The organism is Massilia niastensis DSM 21313 (assembly GCF_000382345.1).
Classification (GTDB): domain Bacteria; phylum Pseudomonadota; class Gammaproteobacteria; order Burkholderiales; family Burkholderiaceae_D; genus Telluria; species Telluria niastensis.
Genome location: NZ_KB908083.1, coordinates 81,936 through 95,835, shown reverse-complemented (window position 1 = coordinate 95,835; position 13,900 = coordinate 81,936). Strand labels below are relative to the sequence as shown.

The window sequence follows — 13,900 nt, the reverse complement described above, 5'->3', positions numbered from 1 at the left end:
GCTCTTCCTTGTTGGACGGCTCCTCCCTAATCAACATCGCTTGCCCAACGAGCAAAGGTTAACGTTTTGAGACGCTAGTCTATCCTGCCCGAAGAACCGAACCCAAAAATGCAGTCTTCAACGCGTTCGATCTCCATGCGAACGGCGCCGACACCGGCATTTGCGCAATACCTCAGCAGTCACCGGAAGTCAAACTGCCGTTCAGCATCCGCACCACATGACCCTGCCACGCGCTTACGCAACTGCGAGGCGACGCGGCACTAAATCAATCTGGCCGATGCGACCATAGGGCAACGGCTCACATTCACACTGGAGGCATACATGGATCAGCAAGCGATTGACACCGTTATCGAGCGGCGCGCATCAAGCAACCGTGCCGACATTCGGTTCATCAGGTTGAAGGAGGTGATGGCGATCTGCGGGAAGTCGCGCAGCAGTGTCTACGACGCGATCAAGAGGGGCGCTTTCCCAAGACCAGTAAAGCTCCAGGGTCGATCGGCGGCATGGATCAAGAGCGAAGTCGAGCAGTGGGCCGTGCAGTGCATTCGTGCTAGCCGCCGAGACTGCAACTCCTAGCCTGCCGCCCCACTGTCGAGTAATCCCAAGAGACGCCGTAGTTCCGCTGTCACTTCCGTCAGGCCCGGCGCTATGAGCTTGCTTTTCGAGAGGAAGGCTTGCCACTGCTGCTGTTTGATCGGACTCACCGCAAAGGAATCAGATAGCCCGAGGGGCGCCGCCTTCGGCACCTCGATTCGGCGGCGGGCAAACGTGGCCTGGATCGCCTGAGGGAGAACAGCCTCATCGATTTCAGCATAGGTGGCAAGGAACCACAGGTCGAAGTAATCCTTCAGGCGCGTGTTGGCCATACCCAGGCTGACGATCGCTTCGTACTTCTCGGCGATCACGGTGTACACGGGATAGGCACGCAACGATGGTGGCGCGACATCCTCCAGGAGCGCCGGAAACTGCACGAGTTCTGCTGCAGGCGTAACGGCATCGCCGTATCCAACGTCGATCTGCACCGAGCAGCGCGCACCGTCCAGTGTGCCGAGCAGTGTAACTCGCACGCCTTCATAGTTGGCTTCCTTGCGAATCCGCGCCGCCTGCACGCTGCCCTGGTCGAAGACCATCCCGTCATCGGATGGCTGAACACAGACCTGCTGAAAGACCTCGATCAGGTCGTCAAGCTCGGAAGGTCCGAAGCCAAGCAAGTCGATGTCCCGGGTTGGCCAGTGCGGCTGGTCGAACCACAAGTCGAAGAGGAGCGCCCCCTTCAGCAGGAACTGATCGGTCCAAGGCGACACGCTCAAACGGTACAGCAGCCGCTCGAGCGAATACCGCGTCAGGATCAGGTTGAAGTCCGTCCTGTCGGCCCTTGCGCGGTTCAGAAGCCGTGCGCGAACCGATGCAGCGCGATTCGTTGCTTTCATGCCGCCCCCACCGCTTCCAGATACGGACGCATGACGTTTGCTACCCTGCAGATCTCCGCGTAGCGCCACAGTTCGTCCATCGTCGCACGCTTACCGTTCCAGGCTTCGCGCAGGGCCTCGAGCGCAACATCGAGGCCAATCTTGTTGCGGAACTTGAAGCAGTCAGCAACCGTCTTCGCCACGCTGAACACGCGCACCTGGGCGCCAGCAAGGTCTGCAATTTCGACGCCCTCGGTCATCGCCGGTCCCGACATGCGGACTACCCGTAGCGGCGGATAATCGAAACGCGGAGCACGAGCCTTGTGCGGTATGGCGAGCCAGACGTCGGATGACTGCTGCGTGGTCAGATCATGAAAACGCAGCGCGGAAAGCAGGCATAGCACCCCGCTTCCACTGCGTGTCGTTACCTCGGCAAAGCTCTCGTACTCGGACGCAGACCGGTCGGGCAATGTGTACAGGCCTCGGCCGAGTTTGAGCAGCCGGCCTTCGTCGGTCAGCGAGGCCAGCAGTGCGCGCGATGCACCGGCACTGTCCACATCTCGTGTACGCAGTATGCCTTTGGACCGGGCAAGCTCAAGAATTCGTTCAGCTTGTTGACTCATGAAGCCAGTCTACACAAAACATCGGCACTTATCCATATTTGCCGACATTTTGTTCAATATCTCCTATTCTGGAGTGCCTGAACTGGATGCAGACTGAAGGTATCGAATCCACTAGATTTGCCTACGATTGCAAAACCGATCGATTGCCCTACGGCAGCATGCTTCGGCATACAATTGATGAGTCGACAAAACACACCGAAGGTCATGCAGACCATTCCTCACTACGATCAGAACGCCGAGCAGCTTGTCTACCAGTACGAATCGCTGACCTTCGAGCATGTGCACCCTGCTCTGCTGGATCTGCTGCCACCGCCCGGCGCGACGATTCTGGACGTCGGCGCCGGTTCCGGAAGGGACGCCGCCTGGTTTGCGGCCAAAGGATACGATGTCGTCGCCGCCGAGCCCTCGGAAGCGATGCGCACGCTGGCGCGCCAGCGCCATCCTTCGCCACGCATTCACTGGCTGGCTGACAGCCTGCCGGACCTGGCCCAGGTACGCCGGCTGGGACTTACCTTCGATCTGATCCTGCTCTCGGCGGTCTGGATGCACGTTCCACCGGCTGCACGCCAGCGTGCCCTGCGAAAGCTGGCGACGCTGCTGTCGCCAAATGGGCGCATCGCCATCAGCCTTCGCATCGGCCCACCCGATACCGATCGCGCCATGTACGAGGTGACGCTGCCGGAGCTGACGTCGATGGCCCAGCAGTTCGGCCTCAGGCTGGTACGCACCGACGACAGCCCCGACCGGTTGGGCCGGCCGGGCATTTCGTGGACGACTGCAGTTCTTGGGCTACCGGATGATGGCTTGGGCGCACTTCCCCTGCTACGCCATTTGATCCTCACAGACAGCAAGGCATCGACCTACAAGATCGCACTGCTGCGCATCCTCGCCAGGATCGCCGATACCGCGGCGGGTGCCGCGCGCCACGAGTCGGAGTTCGTCGTCCTGCCAATGGGCCTGGTGGCACTGTTCTGGCTACGCATGTACAAGCCACTCATCGAAGGCGGGCTTCCCCAGATGCCACCCAACCGGGCCGGAAACGCTCCAGGCTTCGTGGACAACAACTTCACGGCCTTACGTCCTATTCGCCCGGTGGACCTGCGCGCTGGGATGGCGTTCCATGACGACACGGCGCGGCACCTTCATGGCAGCCTGTGGGAGATCTCCAGGCTGATACGCGACATGCCAGTCAAACACCTGCGCTGGCCGGCGAGCGACGAGAACATCTTCCACATCAGGCACCAGCGTCGCACATCGACACCGGCAAGCCTGACGATCGACGACCCTTTCCTGTGGAGCTTCGGCGAGTTCCACGTTCCGCTCCAGATCTGGGATGCGCTGAGCCACTACAGCGTGTGGGTCGAACCAGTCCTCGTTGCGGAATGGGTGCGCCTGATGGAGTCCTACGCGGGGCAACTCGGCCCGGCACTCGGCCAGACTGCGTATTCGCTGCTTGCCTGGGCAAACCCCGAACGCGACACCAGCTTCGCCCGTGCCGCCGTCGAACGGCTTCGCACCCGGGGCAAGTCCGTCTACTGCGTCTGGTCGGGCCAACGCCTGCGGGACGACTACGACATCGACCACTGCTTTCCCTTCGCCGCCTGGCCCTGCGGGGACGCCTGGAACTTGATGCCGGCATCGAAGCGGATCAACAACGAGAAGTCGAACCGCCTCGTCACGCAGACTGCGCTGGAGCGGGCCAGCGACCGGATCACCGCATGGTGGGAAGAGGCCTTCCTGACGGCGGGTACCGATGCACGTCACCGTTTTTTTCTCGAAGCTGAACAAACCCTGCCGATGCTGGAGAGCGCCGCTTCTCCGTCAGACCTGATCGATGCGATGAAGGTGCAGCGCATTCGCCTGGCCAGGGAACAGGGTTTGCGTCCATGGGAGCCGGCGGCGTGCCGGAAGCGGCTCATGTTCGATCCGGAGCTCGGCTGACCGATAACTGAGCCAAGGTCCCGAATTTCGTCATGACGTAATTCGCTGACGCATTCACTTCAGGGGAGAGGGTGTGTCGCCTGCGTGTAACGTCGCCCCTGCCTCGGCACGCATAGGCTTTACCTGGAAATACGCGCTCCACTCCGGGGAATCGAGCGCCATCGTCGCGAGAACCTTGTCGTCCTCTGCCAGGACGAGCTTTTCAACGAATTCTCGTTGCGTGCTGCCGTGGCGTCTCGCGAGTCTCGCCAAGGCCAGGGCACAACCAGTGCTGAGCCATAGACTAACCCTCTTCTGCCCGTCGTTTGCGCCGCATGCCTGCCGCGCCCGATACGCCGCTTGTCGTTCCGCCGTCGTTTTCGCTTTGCTCATGGCCCCCCTCGATGGAAAGGAAAAGGTAGTCCGTTAGAGCGTAACGGATCGCCATGGTGGATTGCTTGATCCAGGTCGCGTGTTCACGACTGACCTCTCTACCCACCGGTATCGATCGCGGACGCGCCGTCAGCGCCTGGGCGCCGGATCGACTGCGCAGTAGTCGGCCCAGGCCTGCATCAGGACGACACGCTTGTCGAGCAGGTCCCCGCGCCGGTATGCCGCCTCCACCCTGTCGGGCAGGTTGTGCGCCAGCGCGTGTTCGCACACCTCGCGAGGGAACGCGTTATTTTCCCACTCCGCACACCAGTCGCGGAACGTCGAACGGAAGCCGTGAACGGTGATGTCACTGCGTCCCATTCGCCGCAGGACGGCCGTCAGGCTCATGTCGGAAAGTGTCGCCTTCGTGTCCCGCCCTGGAAAAACAAAGCGCCCACGGCGCTCCAGCGCACGCAGGAGAGCGATCACGCCCGTGGACAGCGGGACGCGGTGCTCCTTCCCTGCCTTCATGCGCTCGGCGGGGATGGTCCACAGCTTCGCTTCCAGGTCGATCTCGTCCCAGCTTGCGCCACGCACTTCGCCCGACCGGCACGCCGTCAGGATCGCGAACTCGATCGCGCGAGCCGAGCTACCCTCGCGCTGCCGCAGCACCGTCATGAAGCTGCCCACTTCACGCCATGGCAACGCGGGATGGTTCTTGACCGGCGCGATCTTGTTCGGGTTGGCGAGCAGGTTCTCCAGGTGCCCGCGCCAGCGCGCCGGATTTACGTCATGACGTAATTTGCGCGTGGCCGCCCAGTCCAGGATGCTCTCGATGCGCCCGCGCAGGCGGGTGGCGGTCTCCGTCTTCGTCTTCCAGATGGGACTGAGCACCTTCACGACCAGGTCCGTATCCACGTCGGCCACCGGCAGCGAACCGATGACAGGGCTGGCATACATGGCGAGCGTGGTCTCCCATTGCGCCGTATGTTTGGCATTCTTCCAGCTGCCGCGATGCGCGTCGATGTACGATGCGGCGCATTCGTCGAAAGTCACGCGCTTGGCCTGGCGCTGCGCATGCTCGGCGCGGGCTTTGTCCCGTTCTTCCAGCGGGTCGCGCTTATCCAGCAGAAGCAGGCGGCATTCCCGGGCCTTTTCACGCGCCAGCGCCAGGTCCACGGTAATGCATGATCCGAGCCCCATTTCGCGGCGCCGGCCGGCGAGATCGTAGCGAAAAATCCAGCTCTTCGATCCGCTTTTCGAGACCTGGAGCCACAATCCGCCGCCGTCGCCGTAAAGACCTGGCCGCGTCACGGAACGCACCTTGATCGCAGAGAGCTTGTTGATCGTGTAGCTCATCAGTGTACCCACCTTTCGACCACATTCTTCACTCTCAAACCTACCCACCGCCCTACCCACTCTGAAGAGCGGGATGCAGGTAAATTCTAGTGGACGTCGGTGGACACCGATTTTGACATTTCTCCTATGAGGAGACGAAAAAAAGCCCCAACATGTGGGGCTCTTGTTCAGTATGCTTGGCGGAAGCGGTGAGATTCGAACTCACGAACGGTTTCACCCGTCGGCAGTTTTCAAGACTGCTGCCTTCAACCACTCGGCCACGCTTCCTTGGGGGAACCGGCATTATACATAAATCATGCGCCGGTCAGGCACTTCTCATCCGTGTTCAGCCGATGACCAGCCAGTTCTCGCGCAAGCTCCGTTCGAACTCATAAGCCGGCAGCGGCTTCGCATACAGGTAGCCCTGCACCTCATCGCACCCCGCTTCGCGCAGGAACTCCAGCTGCTCGACCGTCTCCACCCCTTCCGCGATCACCCGCAAGCGAAGCTGGCGCGCCATGCTGATGATGGTCCCCGCGATCGCGCAGTCGCTGAAGTCCGCCGGTATCCCGGTGGTAAACGACCGATCGATCTTCAAGGTATGAATCGGGAAGCGCTTCAGGTACGACAGGCTCGAATACCCGGTCCCGAAGTCATCCAGCGACAACGCCACCCCCAGCGCCGTGATCCGATCCATGATCCCGGTCACCCGCTCGAAGTCGTGCATCAGCGTGCTCTCGGTGATCTCCAGCTCCAGCCACGACGCATCGAGCCGATAGCGCCGCAGCGTATCCGCCACCCGCGACGGCAGCGACTGCGTGAACTCGCGCGCCGACACATTCACCGCCAGCCTGAACGGCGACAACCCTGCGCGCTGCCAGATCGCAGCCTGCGCGCAGGCCTGCTCCAGCACCCACTCGCCCACCTGCACGATCAGCCCCGTGGTCTCGGCCAGCGGAATGAACTCCACCGGCGGAATCAGCCCGCGCTGCGGATGCACCCAGCGCACCAGCGCCTCCGCGCCCACGATGCGGCCGCTGGCGATCTCGAACTTCGGCTGGTAGTACAGGATCAGCTCACCATTGCCGAGCGCATGGCGCAGCCCGGATTCGATCCGCATCCGCTCCTGCATCCCCTGGTTCATGTCCTGGCTGTAGAACGCCACGCTGCGGTCCGGATTGGCGTCGGCCTGCTTGGCGCGCTCCATCGCGATATCGGCCAGCCCGATCAGGGTCTCGGCATCGTTGCCGTTCTGCGGGAAGACGCTGATGCCGATGCTGGCGCCCACGCGCAGGTCGTGGCCCGCGATCATGAAGGGCGCGTCGAGCGCGGCCTGCAGCTTCTGGGCCACGGTGGTGGCTTCGAAGTGCTGGCGCATGTCGAACAGCCCAATGGCGAATTCGTCGCCGCTCAGGCGCGCCACCACGTCCTCGTCGCGCAACGTGTCGCGGAAGCGCTGCGCCACCTGGCACAGCAGCTCGTCGCCGATGCGGCGACCCAGGGTGTCGTTGATGCGCTTGAAGCGGTTCAGGTCGACGAACAGCACGCAGCCCGAGCCTTCGTTGCGCTGGGCGACGATCAGGGCCTGGTCGACCAGGCGCGCGAACAGCGTGCGGTTCGGCAGGTCGGTCAGCTCGTCGTAGTAGGCCAGGTGGTGCAGCTGTTCCTCGGCCTGCTTGCGCTCGGTGATGTCGGTCAGGTAGGCGATCAGCCCGATCGGCCGCTCGGCCAGGTCGCGCAGCGGCGACAGCGACAGGCTGGCCCAGAACACTTCGCCCGATTTCTTGCGGCGCCGGACTTCCATCATGCGCCCGCCCTGCTCCGCGAACACGTCGTGGAAGCCCTCTTCCTCGTCGGCGTACAGGAACAGGATGTTGCGGCCGATCGCTTCCAGCGCGGAGTAGCCGAACAGCTGCTCGGCGCCGCGGTTCCAGCTGGTGATGTAGCCCATCTGGTCCATGGTCAGCACCGACTCGTGGATCTGGTCCAGGATCTGCGACTGGTGCGCCAGCTGCGCCTCCATCTGCGCGTAGGCATGGGTCGAGCGCTGGGCCAGCGTATGCATCTGCATCAGGCTGGCCGTCAGGTGCGCCAGCGCCGCCAGCTGGCGCTGCTCGTGGTCGCAGTAGACGGGGAGTCCGCTGACCTCGTAGTAGCCAAGCTGCTCGGTCCCCGCGACCACGGCGTGGCGCAGCACCGGCGCACCGCAGCCGCCCGGCTCGACAGGTGCTGCATCCAGGACGAAGCGCCCCTCCGGGCTGGCCAGCAGTTCGCGCGCCACGCGGCCCAGTTCCAGCGCCAGCGCCTCGCCGCGCAGGCGCAGCACGGCATCGCACACGGCGGTCGTGCCGCCGACAAAGTCAACCGATACCAGCTCGTGCATGTCAGACATTCCGGCTCACCTGGATCGCCCAGTGGTAGGCCAGCAGCTGGCTGCGCCACCAGCCATCGCGGTCCACGCCCGCCTCCAGCAGGTCGCGCTCGGCCGGATGGCTTTCGGTCAGGCGCAGCCAGCTTCCCAGGGTGCCGGATCGCTCCAGCAGCGCGCCCGCGACCTCGTCCGGCAGGCAGAGGTCGGCCGCGATGTCGCACATCGGCATGCGCAGCAGGCGGTCGAGCAGCGAGAACACGCCGGTCATGAAGGCCAGGTCCTGCTCGTCGCGCTCGCCGCCCTGCTGCTTGCACAGCGCCTCCAGCTGGGCGCCGCGGCGCGCCGCCAGCGGCAGCAGCAGGTTGGGCAGGCCGTCCGGCTGCTGGCGCGCGTACAGCAGCAGCTGCAGCCAGCGCTGCAGCTGGCGCCGGCCCAGCAGGTTGATCGCCTGGTTGAAGCTGGTGATCTGGGTGCTGACCGCGAAGGCCGCCGAATTCACCAGCTTGAGCAGGTGGTAGGACAGGGTCGGGTCCTGGCGCAGCTGCTGTTCCAGCTCGCGCGAATCGGCGTCGCGCGCCAGCAGGCCGAGCAGGGTCAGCAGGCGGCGGCGCGAGCTGCCGTCGTCGCCCGGGGACGGCGCCGCATCCGGGTCGACGGGATAATCGCCGCTGAACCAGTCGAAGCCGGCGTTCTCGCATTCGGAGAAGCGCTGGGCGCTCCCGATGCCATGCGCCAGGTGCGGCCCGAACAGCGCCGCCAGGCGGCCTGCGGGTGGCGCATCGAGGGCGCAGTCGCGCGCCACCGAGCGCAGCGCGGCCGGCGCCTTGACACCGTCCGGGAGCGGGCCGTCGAGCCAGACGCGGTAGCCGAATTCATGGAGTTCGACCAGGCGGCGCGGCGCGCCCTCCTGCTCCAGCGCGGCGGCCGGGATCACGAAGCCGATGCGGTTGGCCGGCAGCAGCGCCAGCACCGGCGGGGTCAGGTCCGCCGGGCGCTCGAGCATCAGGAGCGCGTCCAGCGGGGCGATCGCGGCCAGCAGGTCGGGCTGGCCGAACACGGCCTGCAGGCGCGCCGGAAGATCGGCGCCGCCGCGCAGCCGCAGGCATAGCGCCACCCACTCGTTCTGCGCGTTCGCGACCGGTTCGATTGCTACCAATGGTGATGGGTCGGGGTCCTGCGCAGCCATTTGATGATTCTGAATAGTTATTCAGCCAATCTTATTGCACTGATTATCAGAATGCAACCACTTATGTTTCCATGAGGATACACTTTGTCAATATTCAGACGTTTTCGTCGAAACCCGCGCGCTGGACCGCGAAACGGATCAGTCCAGCCTGCCCCTCGATCCCGAGCTTGCGCTTGATGTTGAGGCGGTGGGTTTCGACGGTCCGCACCGACAGGTCGAGCTCGCGCGCGATCTGCTTGTTCGACTGGCCGGCCGCGATATGCTTCAGGACTTCCTGCTCGCGCTGGGTCAGCTGGTTGTCCGAGGACAGCGGGCTGGCGAGCTGGCGCGCCAGCGCGGCGCTGTAGTAGATGCCGCCGCGTACCACGGTGTCGATCGCCAGCACGATGTCCTTGCCGGGGGCGTCCTTCAGCACATAGCCGCGCGCGCCCGCCTGCATCGCCTGGCTGACGTATTCCGGCTTGTCGTGCATCGACAGGATCAGCACCGCGATGCCCGGATAGCGCGCGGTCAGCTGGGCGGTCGCCTCGATGCCGCTGCCGCCGCGCATGTTCACGTCCATCAGCACCAGGTCGGGCTTGCACTCCCCCGCCCGCTCGAGCGCTTCCTGGCCCGATCCGGCCTCGCCGATCACGCGCAGGTGCGGCGCCGCTTCCAGCCGGGCGCGCAGGCCGTCGCGCACCAGGGGGTGGTCGTCCACCAGCAGGATCTTCACCTGCTGATTCGTCGCCTGTTGATTCGTCGGCTCTTGATTCGTCGCTTCCTGGGTCGTCATGCCTGTTCCTTCAGGTCGATGCGGGCCGTCACGCAGGTGCCGGCCGGCGAGGAGTCGATCGCGAACCGGCCGCCGATCGCTTCCATCCTTTCCATCATGTTGCGCAGCCCGATGCCGCGCTGCGGGTGCACGGCCACGCCGTCGGCGTCGAAGCCGGCGCCGTCGTCGGCGATCGTCAGGCTCACGCAGCAGCCGTGGCGCACCAGCGCCATGTCGATGCGCTCGGCGCCCGCGTGGCGCTCGGCGTTCGTCAGCGCCTCCTGCGCGATGCGGAACAGCACCGTGCCAGCCATCTCGGGCAAGGCCTCGAAGGCGCCTTCGGCGCGGAAGCGCACCGGGGTGCCGGCATGCTGGCCGAATTCGCTCGCCAGGTGGTCGAGCGCGGGCGCCAGGCCCATGTCGTCCAGCAGGCTCGGACGCAGGTCGTGCGAGATGCGGCGCACTTCGCCCAGCACCGACTTGACCTGCTCCACGGTGCGCTCCAGGCCCGCGCGCGCCTGCTGGCGCTTTTCCTCGTCGCCGCCGAGGCGGATGATGCCCGCCTCCAGCTGCAGCTTGACCGAGACCAGCGCCTGGCTGATCCCGTCGTGCAGGTCGCGCGACAGGCGCGCGCGCTCCTCTTCCTGCGATTCGACCACGCGCTGCGCCAGCGCCTTGAGCTTGGCGTCGGCCACGCGGTGCTCGCTGATGTTCAGCGCCAGCCCGCCCGAGGCCACGGCCAGCGCCGCCAGGATCGCCAGCCCGGCGATCCACAGCAGGGTTTCCTCGATGTTGCGCGACTGCTGGGCGTCGACCTGGGCCAGCGCGGCCTCGACGTCGTCGAGGTAGATGCCGGTGCCCATGGTCCAGCCCCAGTTCGCGACCGGCACCACGTAGCCGAGCTTGGGCGCGGGCTTGGCCGCGGAGGGCTTGACCCAGAAGTAGCGGTGGAAACCGCCGCCGGACCGGGCCCGCTCGACCAGGCGCTGGATGGTCAGCTCGCCGGTGGTGTCGCGCCACTCCCACATGTTGGTGCCGACCAGCTCCGGCTGGCGCGGGTGCATCAGGTTATTCCCCTGCATGTCGTACAGGAAGAAGTAGCCGTCGTCGCCATAGCTGAGCGCGGCCAGGATGCGCTTGGCCTCGGCCAGGGTGGCCGGGTCGCTGCGCCCGGACCGGGTCAGGTGGGCGATCGACTGCGTGGCCAGCGCCACGTAGTGGCGCAGCTCGGCCTCCTTGCTGTCCAGGTAGGCGCGCTGGATGGTGGCGCGCTGCTGCTGCGCCAGCGTGACCGCCTGCTCGCGCACGAACAGGGCGATCGCGCACAGCGCCACGATCAGCGGCGCGATCGCCAGCACGGTGACTTTTTGCCTCAGGCGCATAGGCGCTCCGCATCGAATACTTGCATGGACGCATTCTACGTCCGCGCAGGGAAACAGGTCTACGTACTAGTACGTAGCGACTGCGTAATCATGCGCTTGCGGCGCTGTTAATAGTGCAAGATACTCGCCGGTAGCTGTGAATAATGCATCGGCACGCACCGGTGAATAACAAGTACCCATCCATTTCGGAGGAGCCACCATGAAACGTATATCGAACGCGCTCGGCTGGATCGCGCTGTCGATTCTGGGCGCATTTTCGCTCGGATACATCGCCGTCAAGCGCGGTGAAACCATCAACGCAATGTGGGTCGTCGCGGCCGCAGTCTGCGTCTACCTGATCGCTTACCGCTTCTACAGCCTGTACATCGCGAAGAACGTGATGCAGCTGGACCCCAAGCGCCAGACCCCTGCCTACAAATACAACGATGGTCTCGATTACGTCCCGACCAACAAGTACGTGCTGTTCGGTCACCACTTCGCGGCGATCGCCGGCGCCGGCCCGCTGGTCGGCCCGGTGCTGGCCGCCCAGATGGGCTACCTGCCCGGCATGATGTGGATCCTGGCCGGCGTCGTGTTCGCCGGCGCGGTCCAGGACTTCATCGTGCTGTTCATGTCGACGCGCCGCGACGGCCGCTCGCTGGGCGACCTGATCAAGTCCGAGATGGGCGAGATCCCCGGCATGATCGCGCTGCTCGGCACCTTCATGATCATGGTCATCATCCTGGCGGTGCTGGCGCTGATCGTCGTGAAGGCGCTGGCCGGCTCGCCGTGGGGCACCTTCACCGTGATGGCGACGATCCCGATCGCGCTGTTCATGGGCCTGTATTCGCGCTACGTGCGCGTCGGCCGCATCGGCGAGATCTCGCTGATCGGCTTCGTGCTGCTGATGCTCGCCATCATCGGCGGCCAGTGGGTGCATGACTCCCCGACCCTGGGCCCGATGTTCACCTTCAACGGCACCCAGCTGACCTGGATGCTGATCGGCTACGGCTTCGTCGCCGCCTCGATTCCCGTGTGGCTGCTGCTGGCCCCGCGCGACTACCTGTCGACCTTCCTGAAGATCGGCACCATCGTCGGCCTGGCGATCGGCATCCTGATCGTGGCGCCGGACCTGCGCATGCCGGCCGTGACCAAGTTCATCGACGGCTCCGGCCCGGTATGGTCGGGCAACCTGTTCCCCTTCCTGTTCATCACCATCGCCTGCGGCGCGGTGTCGGGCTTCCACGCGCTGATCTCCTCGGGCACCACGCCGAAGATGATCGAGAACGAATCGCACGCCCGCTTCATCGGCTACGGCGGCATGCTGATGGAATCCTTCGTCGCCATCATGGCGCTGGTGGCCGCCGCCACCATCGACCCGGGCGTCTACTTCGCGATGAACAGCCCGGCCGCATTGCTGGGCACCACCGCGCAGTCGGCCGCGGCCGCCGTGTCGCAGATGGGCTTCGTGATCACGCCCGAAACGCTCGACCAGATGGCCAAGGACGTCGGCGAGCACACCATCATCTCGCGCGCCGGCGGCGCCCCGACCCTGGCGGTCGGCATGGCCCACATCCTGTCGAACGTGATCGGCGGCCAGGCCATGATGGCGTTCTGGTACCACTTCGCGATCCTGTTCGAGGCGCTGTTCATCCTGACCGCCGTCGACGCGGGCACCCGCGCCGGCCGCTTCATGCTGCAGGACCTGCTGGGCGCCTTCGCTCCGGCGCTGAAGCGCACCGACTCGCTGCCGGCCAACCTGCTGGCCACCGGCCTGTGCGTCGCTGCCTGGGGTTATTTCCTGTACCAGGGCGTGGTCGATCCGCTGGGCGGCATCAACACCCTGTGGCCGCTGTTCGGCATCGCCAACCAGATGCTGGCCGGTATCGCGCTGATGCTGGGCACCTGCGTGCTGTTCAAGATGAAGCGCGCCAAGTACGCCTGGGTCACCATCGTGCCGACCCTGTGGCTGCTGGCCTGCACCCTGACCGCCGGCTGGCAGAAGATCTTCCACGCCGATCCGAAGGTCGGTTTCATCGCCCACGCCAACAAGTTCCAGGCCGCGCACGACGCCGGCACGGTGCTGGCCCCGGCCAAGACGGTCGAGCAGATGGAGCGCATCATCTTCAACGACTATGTCGACGCCACCCTGGCCGGCTTCTTCATGTTCGTGGTACTGTCGGTGCTGGTGTACGGCGTCCGCACGGTGATGGCGGCGCGCGCGCTCGACAGGCCGAGCGCGAAGGAGACCCCGTACGTCGCCATGTCGAACCCGCAGGTGCAGTGATGTTCGGCACCCTGGCCCAGGCAGGCAAGTACCTCGGGCAGAGCCTGCGCCTGATGGTCGGCCTGCCCGAATACGACACCTACCTGGCGCACATGGAGCGTACTCACCCGGATCAAACGCCGATGAGCTACGAGGAATTCTTCCGTGAACGCCAGGAGGCACGCTACAACAGCGCCAAGGCCGGGCGCTGCTGCTGAGTCGGCAGCCGGAAGACCGAGGAAAGGGATGCTGCGGCATCCCTTTTTTCATGGACGCAACACAACGCTTTGCTTCCCCGCA

At 64.9% G+C, this 13,900-nt stretch carries 12 protein-coding genes and 1 tRNA gene; 4 read left to right on the top strand and 9 right to left on the bottom strand.

Annotated features, from left to right (window positions below; all coding sequences use genetic code 11):
* The first annotated feature begins 321 nt into the window (after positions 1–321).
* A complete protein-coding gene (locus tag H162_RS0106625) occupies positions 322–576 on the top strand; it encodes a helix-turn-helix transcriptional regulator (protein ID WP_020652669.1) in 255 nt (84 codons plus the stop codon).
* Here the strand turns inward: H162_RS0106625 and H162_RS30270 are convergent.
* Together H162_RS30270 and H162_RS0106615 are read right to left on the bottom strand one after the other, a co-directional pair.
* Positions 573–1,430, bottom strand: a complete 858-nt coding sequence (locus H162_RS30270) for a nucleotidyl transferase AbiEii/AbiGii toxin family protein (RefSeq protein WP_020652668.1) — start codon at positions 1,428–1,430, stop codon at positions 573–575. The genes H162_RS0106625 and H162_RS30270 overlap by 4 nt on opposite strands.
* Positions 1,427–2,032 carry a type IV toxin-antitoxin system AbiEi family antitoxin domain-containing protein gene (locus tag H162_RS0106615; protein WP_026354318.1) on the bottom strand — a complete coding sequence of 202 codons (606 nt, stop codon included), beginning with the start codon at positions 2,030–2,032 and terminating at the stop codon, positions 1,427–1,429. Before H162_RS0106615 ends, H162_RS30270 begins: the two co-directional genes overlap by 4 nt.
* 204 nt (positions 2,033–2,236) lie before the next feature.
* Here H162_RS0106615 and H162_RS30265 point away from each other — a divergent pair, with 204 nt between their 5' ends.
* The gene (locus H162_RS30265; protein WP_020652666.1) at positions 2,237–3,973 is read left to right on the top strand and encodes a class I SAM-dependent methyltransferase; all 1,737 of its coding nucleotides are present in this window, start codon (positions 2,237–2,239) and stop codon (positions 3,971–3,973) included.
* A 54-nt stretch (positions 3,974–4,027) separates the two neighbouring features.
* Here the strand turns inward: H162_RS30265 and H162_RS34965 are convergent, their stop codons facing one another.
* From H162_RS34965 to H162_RS0106575, 7 genes are all read right to left on the bottom strand, one after another.
* Positions 4,028–4,345, bottom strand: coding sequence for a hypothetical protein (locus H162_RS34965; protein ID WP_020652665.1), 318 nt, complete (start codon positions 4,343–4,345; stop codon positions 4,028–4,030).
* Between the two features lie 129 nt (positions 4,346–4,474).
* Positions 4,475–5,683, bottom strand: coding sequence for a tyrosine-type recombinase/integrase (locus H162_RS0106600; RefSeq protein WP_020652664.1), 1,209 nt, complete (start codon positions 5,681–5,683; stop codon positions 4,475–4,477).
* Positions 5,684–5,860: 177 nt separating this feature from the next.
* Positions 5,861–5,950, bottom strand: a tRNA-Ser gene (locus H162_RS0106595).
* A gap of 58 nt (positions 5,951–6,008) precedes the next feature.
* Entirely contained in the window at positions 6,009–8,045 is a 2,037-nt protein-coding gene (locus H162_RS0106590) for a putative bifunctional diguanylate cyclase/phosphodiesterase (protein ID WP_020652663.1), read from the bottom strand.
* A 1-nt stretch (position 8,046) separates the two neighbouring features.
* The gene (locus H162_RS0106585) at positions 8,047–9,219 is read right to left on the bottom strand and encodes an HDOD domain-containing protein (protein ID WP_026354316.1); all 1,173 of its coding nucleotides are present in this window, start codon (positions 9,217–9,219) and stop codon (positions 8,047–8,049) included.
* 94 nt (positions 9,220–9,313) lie between these two features.
* Positions 9,314–9,994: a response regulator transcription factor gene (locus H162_RS0106580; RefSeq protein ID WP_020652661.1), complete on the bottom strand. Its 681-nt coding sequence runs from the start codon at positions 9,992–9,994 to the stop codon at positions 9,314–9,316.
* Complete coding sequence (locus tag H162_RS0106575; protein ID WP_020652660.1) at positions 9,991–11,355, bottom strand: cache domain-containing protein; 1,365 nt, start codon at positions 11,353–11,355, stop codon at positions 9,991–9,993. Before H162_RS0106575 ends, H162_RS0106580 begins: the two co-directional genes overlap by 4 nt.
* A 199-nt stretch (positions 11,356–11,554) precedes the next feature.
* On the opposite strand from H162_RS0106575, the gene H162_RS0106570 reads away from it, so the two are divergent.
* Together H162_RS0106570 and H162_RS0106565 are read left to right on the top strand one after the other, a co-directional pair.
* A complete protein-coding gene (locus tag H162_RS0106570; protein ID WP_020652659.1) occupies positions 11,555–13,621 on the top strand; it encodes a carbon starvation CstA family protein in 2,067 nt (688 codons plus the stop codon).
* On the top strand, positions 13,621–13,818 hold the full coding sequence (locus H162_RS0106565) for a YbdD/YjiX family protein (protein ID WP_026354314.1): 198 nt from the start codon (positions 13,621–13,623) through the stop codon (positions 13,816–13,818). Before H162_RS0106570 ends, H162_RS0106565 begins: the two co-directional genes overlap by 1 nt.
* Positions 13,819–13,900: the final 82 nt, after the last annotated feature.

What these genes read in the sequence shown, in the direction of transcription:
- H162_RS0106625 (WP_020652669.1), top strand. Translation starts at nt 322, where the DNA reads ATGGATCAGCAAGCGATTGACACCGTTATCGAGCGGCGCGCATCAAGC.
- H162_RS30270 (WP_020652668.1), bottom strand. Translation starts at nt 1,430, where the DNA reads ATGAAAGCAACGAATCGCGCTGCATCGGTTCGCGCACGGCTTCTGAAC.
- H162_RS0106615 (WP_026354318.1), bottom strand. Translation starts at nt 2,032, where the DNA reads ATGAGTCAACAAGCTGAACGAATTCTTGAGCTTGCCCGGTCCAAAGGC.
- H162_RS30265 (WP_020652666.1), top strand. Translation starts at nt 2,237, where the DNA reads ATGCAGACCATTCCTCACTACGATCAGAACGCCGAGCAGCTTGTCTAC.
- H162_RS34965 (WP_020652665.1), bottom strand. Translation starts at nt 4,345, where the DNA reads ATGAGCAAAGCGAAAACGACGGCGGAACGACAAGCGGCGTATCGGGCG.
- H162_RS0106600 (WP_020652664.1), bottom strand. Translation starts at nt 5,683, where the DNA reads ATGAGCTACACGATCAACAAGCTCTCTGCGATCAAGGTGCGTTCCGTG.
- H162_RS0106590 (WP_020652663.1), bottom strand. Translation starts at nt 8,045, where the DNA reads ATGCACGAGCTGGTATCGGTTGACTTTGTCGGCGGCACGACCGCCGTG.
- H162_RS0106585 (WP_026354316.1), bottom strand. Translation starts at nt 9,219, where the DNA reads ATGGCTGCGCAGGACCCCGACCCATCACCATTGGTAGCAATCGAACCG.
- H162_RS0106580 (WP_020652661.1), bottom strand. Translation starts at nt 9,994, where the DNA reads ATGACGACCCAGGAAGCGACGAATCAAGAGCCGACGAATCAACAGGCG.
- H162_RS0106575 (WP_020652660.1), bottom strand. Translation starts at nt 11,355, where the DNA reads ATGCGCCTGAGGCAAAAAGTCACCGTGCTGGCGATCGCGCCGCTGATC.
- H162_RS0106570 (WP_020652659.1), top strand. Translation starts at nt 11,555, where the DNA reads ATGAAACGTATATCGAACGCGCTCGGCTGGATCGCGCTGTCGATTCTG.
- H162_RS0106565 (WP_026354314.1), top strand. Translation starts at nt 13,621, where the DNA reads ATGTTCGGCACCCTGGCCCAGGCAGGCAAGTACCTCGGGCAGAGCCTG.